Source organism: Streptococcus sp. SC1 (assembly GCF_030272855.1).
In the GTDB taxonomy this organism is placed as follows: domain Bacteria; phylum Bacillota; class Bacilli; order Lactobacillales; family Streptococcaceae; genus Streptococcus.
Map to the genome: position 1 here is coordinate 1 of NZ_JAQCMU010000010.1, position 4,961 is coordinate 4,961.

At 50.5% G+C, this 4,961-nt stretch carries 1 tRNA gene and 3 rRNA genes; all 4 read right to left on the reverse strand.

The annotated features are described in order from the left end of the window. The 4 genes from rrf to PAN94_RS09790 all read right to left on the reverse strand — a co-directional run bounded on the left by rrf (window position 1) and on the right by PAN94_RS09790 (window position 4,913). Window positions 1-116 (reverse strand): 5S ribosomal RNA (gene rrf, locus PAN94_RS09775). A gap of 100 nt (window positions 117-216) precedes the next feature. Continuing rightward, window positions 217-3,114: ribosomal RNA gene (locus tag PAN94_RS09780) — 23S ribosomal RNA — on the reverse strand. A 126-nt stretch (window positions 3,115-3,240) separates the two neighbouring features. Further along, a tRNA-Ala gene (locus PAN94_RS09785) sits at window positions 3,241-3,313 on the reverse strand. A 53-nt stretch (window positions 3,314-3,366) separates the two neighbouring features. Beyond that, a 16S ribosomal RNA gene (locus tag PAN94_RS09790) occupies window positions 3,367-4,913 on the reverse strand. Together the 16S, 23S and 5S rRNA genes with 1 tRNA gene alongside form the textbook arrangement of a ribosomal RNA operon. Window positions 4,914-4,961 lie beyond the last annotated feature (48 nt).

The following is a 4,961-nucleotide window of genomic DNA, read 5'->3' on the forward strand; positions in this document are numbered from 1 at the left end:
GCTAAGCGACTACCATATCTCACAGGGGGCAACCCCCAACTACTTCCGGCGTTCTAGGGCTTAACTTCTGTGTTCGGCATGGGTACAGGTGTATCTCCTAGGCTATCGTCACTTAACTTGCTGAATTAACTTACAATATCTTATTGCCTTGTCAACTCAAAATTGAATAACTACTCAAAGATCACAATACTTAAAAAACGCTGCGCTCAATGAAAATTGGATAAGTCCTCGAGCTATTAGTATTAGTCCGCTACATGTGTCGCCACACTTCCACTCCTAACCTATCTACCTGATCTTCTCTCAGGGCTCTTACTAACTTGCGTTATGGGAAATCTCATCTTGAGGTGGGTTTCACACTTAGATGCTTTCAGCGTTTATCCCTTCCCTACATAGCTACCCAGCGATGCCTCTGGCGAGACAACTGGTACACCAGCGGTAAGTCCACTCTGGTCCTCTCGTACTAGGAGCAGATCCTCTCAAATTTCCTACGCCCGCGACGGATAGGGACCGAACTGTCTCACGACGTTCTGAACCCAGCTCGCGTGCCGCTTTAATGGGCGAACAGCCCAACCCTTGGGACCGACTACAGCCCCAGGATGCGACGAGCCGACATCGAGGTGCCAAACCTCCCCGTCGATGTGAACTCTTGGGGGAGATAAGCCTGTTATCCCCAGGGTAGCTTTTATCCGTTGAGCGATGGCCCTTCCATGCGGAACCACCGGATCACTAAGCCCGACTTTCGTCCCTGCTCGAGTTGTAGCTCTCGCAGTCAAGCTCCCTTATACCTTTACACTCTGCGACTGATTTCCAACCAGTCTGAGGGAACCTTTGGGCGCCTCCGTTACCTTTTAGGAGGCGACCGCCCCAGTCAAACTGCCCGTCAGACACTGTCTCCGATAGGGATCACCTATCCGGGTTAGAGTGGCCATAACACAAGGGTAGTATCCCAACAACGCCTCCATCGAAACTGGCGTCCCGATCTCATAGGCTCCTACCTATCCTGTACATGTGGCACAGACACTCAATATCAAACTGCAGTAAAGCTCCATGGGGTCTTTCCGTCCTGTCGCGGGTAACCTGCATCTTCACAGGTACTAAAATTTCACCGAGTCTCTCGTTGAGACAGTGCCCAAATCATTACGCCTTTCGTGCGGGTCGGAACTTACCCGACAAGGAATTTCGCTACCTTAGGACCGTTATAGTTACGGCCGCCGTTTACTGGGGCTTCAATTCATACCTTCGCGTTACCGCTAAGCACTCCTCTTAACCTTCCAGCACCGGGCAGGCGTCACCCCCTATACATCATCTTACGATTTAGCAGAGAGCTGTGTTTTTGATAAACAGTTGCTTGGGCCTATTCACTGCGGCTGACCAAAGTCAGCACCCCTTCTCCCGAAGTTACGGGGTCATTTTGCCGAGTTCCTTAACGAGAGTTCTCTCGCTCACCTGAGGCTACTCGCCTCGACTACCTGTGTCGGTTTGCGGTACGGGTAGAGTATGATACAACGCTAGAAGCTTTTCTTGGCAGTGTGACATCACTCACTCGCTACTAAACTTCGCTCCCCATCACAGCTCAACGTTACAGGTATAAGCATTTGACTCATACCACGCCTCACTGCTTAGACGTACATCCATTCGTACGCACGAGTTAGCCTACTGCGTCCCTCCATCACTTCATACTCTAGTACAGGAATATCAACCTGTTGTCCATCGGATACACCTTTCGGTCTCTCCTTAGGTCCCGACTAACCCAGGGCGGACGAGCCTTCCCCTGGAAACCTTAGTCTTACGGTGGATGGGATTCTCACCCATCTTTCGCTACTCATACCGGCATTCTCACTTCTATGCGTTCCAGCGCTCCTCACGGTACACCTTCGCCACACATAGAACGCTCTCCTACCATACCTATAAAGGTATCCACAGCTTCGGTAAATTGTTTTAGCCCCGGTACATTTTCGGCGCAGGGTCACTCGACTAGTGAGCTATTACGCACTCTTTGAATGAATAGCTGCTTCTAAGCTAACATCCTAGTTGTCTGTGCAACCCCACATCCTTTTCCACTTAACAATTATTTTGGGACCTTAGCTGGTGGTCTGGGCTGTTTCCCTTTCGACTACGGATCTTAGCACTCGCAGTCTGACTGCCGACCATAATTCATTGGCATTCGGAGTTTATCTGAGATTGGTAATCCGGGATGGACCCCTCACCCAAACAGTGCTCTACCTCCAAGAATCTTTATGTCGACGCTAGCCCTAAAGCTATTTCGGAGAGAACCAGCTATCTCCAAGTTCGTTTGGAATTTCTCCGCTACCCACAAGTCATCCAAGCACTTTTCAACGTGCCCTGGTTCGGTCCTCCAGTGCGTTTTACCGCACCTTCAACCTGCTCATGGGTAGGTCACATGGTTTCGGGTCTACATCATGATACTAATTCGCCCTATTCAGACTCGGTTTCCCTACGGCTCCGTCTCTTCAACTTAACCTCGCATCATAACGTAACTCGCCGGTTCATTCTACAAAAGGCACGCTCTCACCCATTAACGGGCTCGAACTTGTTGTAGGCACACGGTTTCAGGTTCTATTTCACTCCCCTTCCGGGGTACTTTTCACCTTTCCCTCACGGTACTGGTTCACTATCGGTCACTAGGGAGTATTTAGGGTTGGGAGATGGTCCTCCCAGATTCCGACGGGATTTCGCGTGTCCCGCCGTACTCAGGATTCTGCTAGGTACAGATTCTATTTAAAATACGAGGCTCTTACTCTCTTTGGCTGACCTTCCCATGTCATTCTTCTATAAAATCTGAGTCCACATTGCAGTCCTACAACCCCGAAGAGTAAACTCTTCGGTTTGCCCTCCTGCCATTTCGCTCGCCGCTACTAAGGCAATCGCTTTTGCTTTCTCTTCCTGCAGCTACTTAGATGTTTCAGTTCACTGCGTCTTCCTCCTCATCTCCTTAACAGAGATGGGTAACAGGTAGCACCTGTTGGGTTCCCCCATTCGGACATCCCCGGATCTGCGCTTACTTACAGCTCCCCGAGGCATTTCGTCGTTTGTCACGTCCTTCATCGGCTCCTAGTGCCAAGGCATCCACCGTGCGCCCTTACTAACTTAACCTTATTTTTGACCTTTCAGTCTTAAACTCATTAATATTCACAGCGTTTCGGTTTATTTTCTTGTTACTATTTGATATAGTTATTCAATTTTCAATGGACAAGTTTAGAATAGTCATCACTATCCTAATGGAGCCTAGCGGGATCGAACCGCTGACCTCCTGCGTGCAAAGCAGGCGCTCTCCCAGCTGAGCTAAGGCCCCACAAGACCTCTCAAAACTAAACATGACGACCAATGGCTTCCGTTTTTCCTTAGAAAGGAGGTGATCCAGCCGCACCTTCCGATACGGCTACCTTGTTACGACTTCACCCCAATCATCTATCCCACCTTAGGCGGCTGGCTCCTAAAAGGTTACCTCACCGACTTCGGGTGTTACAAACTCTCGTGGTGTGACGGGCGGTGTGTACAAGGCCCGGGAACGTATTCACCGCGGCGTGCTGATCCGCGATTACTAGCGATTCCGACTTCATGTAGGCGAGTTGCAGCCTACAATCCGAACTGAGACTGGCTTTAAGAGATTAGCTTGCCGTCACCGACTTGCGACTCGTTGTACCAGCCATTGTAGCACGTGTGTAGCCCAGGTCATAAGGGGCATGATGATTTGACGTCATCCCCACCTTCCTCCGGTTTATTACCGGCAGTCTCGCTAGAGTGCCCAACTGAATGATGGCAACTAACAATAAGGGTTGCGCTCGTTGCGGGACTTAACCCAACATCTCACGACACGAGCTGACGACAACCATGCACCACCTGTCACCGGTGTGCCGAAGCAAAATCCTATCTCTAGGACGGGCACCGGGATGTCAAGACCTGGTAAGGTTCTTCGCGTTGCTTCGAATTAAACCACATGCTCCACCGCTTGTGCGGGCCCCCGTCAATTCCTTTGAGTTTCAACCTTGCGGTCGTACTCCCCAGGCGGAGTGCTTAATGCGTTAGCTGCGGCACTGAGTCCCGGAAAGGACCCAACACCTAGCACTCATCGTTTACGGCGTGGACTACCAGGGTATCTAATCCTGTTTGCTCCCCACGCTTTCGAGCCTCAGCGTCAGTTACAGACCAGAGAGCCGCTTTCGCCACCGGTGTTCCTCCATATATCTACGCATTTCACCGCTACACATGGAATTCCACTCTCCCCTTCTGCACTCAAGTTAAACAGTTTCCAAAGCGTACTATGGTTAAGCCACAGCCTTTAACTTCAGACTTATCTAACCGCCTGCGCTCGCTTTACGCCCAATAAATCCGGACAACGCTCGGGACCTACGTATTACCGCGGCTGCTGGCACGTAGTTAGCCGTCCCTTTCTGGTAAGATACCGTCACAGTGTGAACTTTCCACTCTCACACTCGTTCTTCTCTTACAACAGAGCTTTACGATCCGAAAACCTTCTTCACTCACGCGGCGTTGCTCGGTCAGACTTCCGTCCATTGCCGAAGATTCCCTACTGCTGCCTCCCGTAGGAGTCTGGGCCGTGTCTCAGTCCCAGTGTGGCCGATCACCCTCTCAGGTCGGCTATGTATCGTCGCCTTGGTGAGCCGTTACCCCACCAACTAGCTAATACAACGCAGGTCCATCTGGTAGTGGTGCATTTGCACCTTTCAATTGACTATCATGCAATAGTCAATATTATGCGGTATTAGCTATCGTTTCCAATAGTTATCCCCCGCTACCAGGCAGGTTACCTACGCGTTACTCACCCGTTCGCAACTCATCCAGAAGAGCAAGCTCCTCCTTCAGCGTTCTACTTGCATGTATTAGGCACGCCGCCAGCGTTCGTCCTGAGCCAGGATCAAACTCTCATTAAAAGTTTGAGTTCTCACTCATTTCTGTCACTGACAGATTTATTGTTTTTT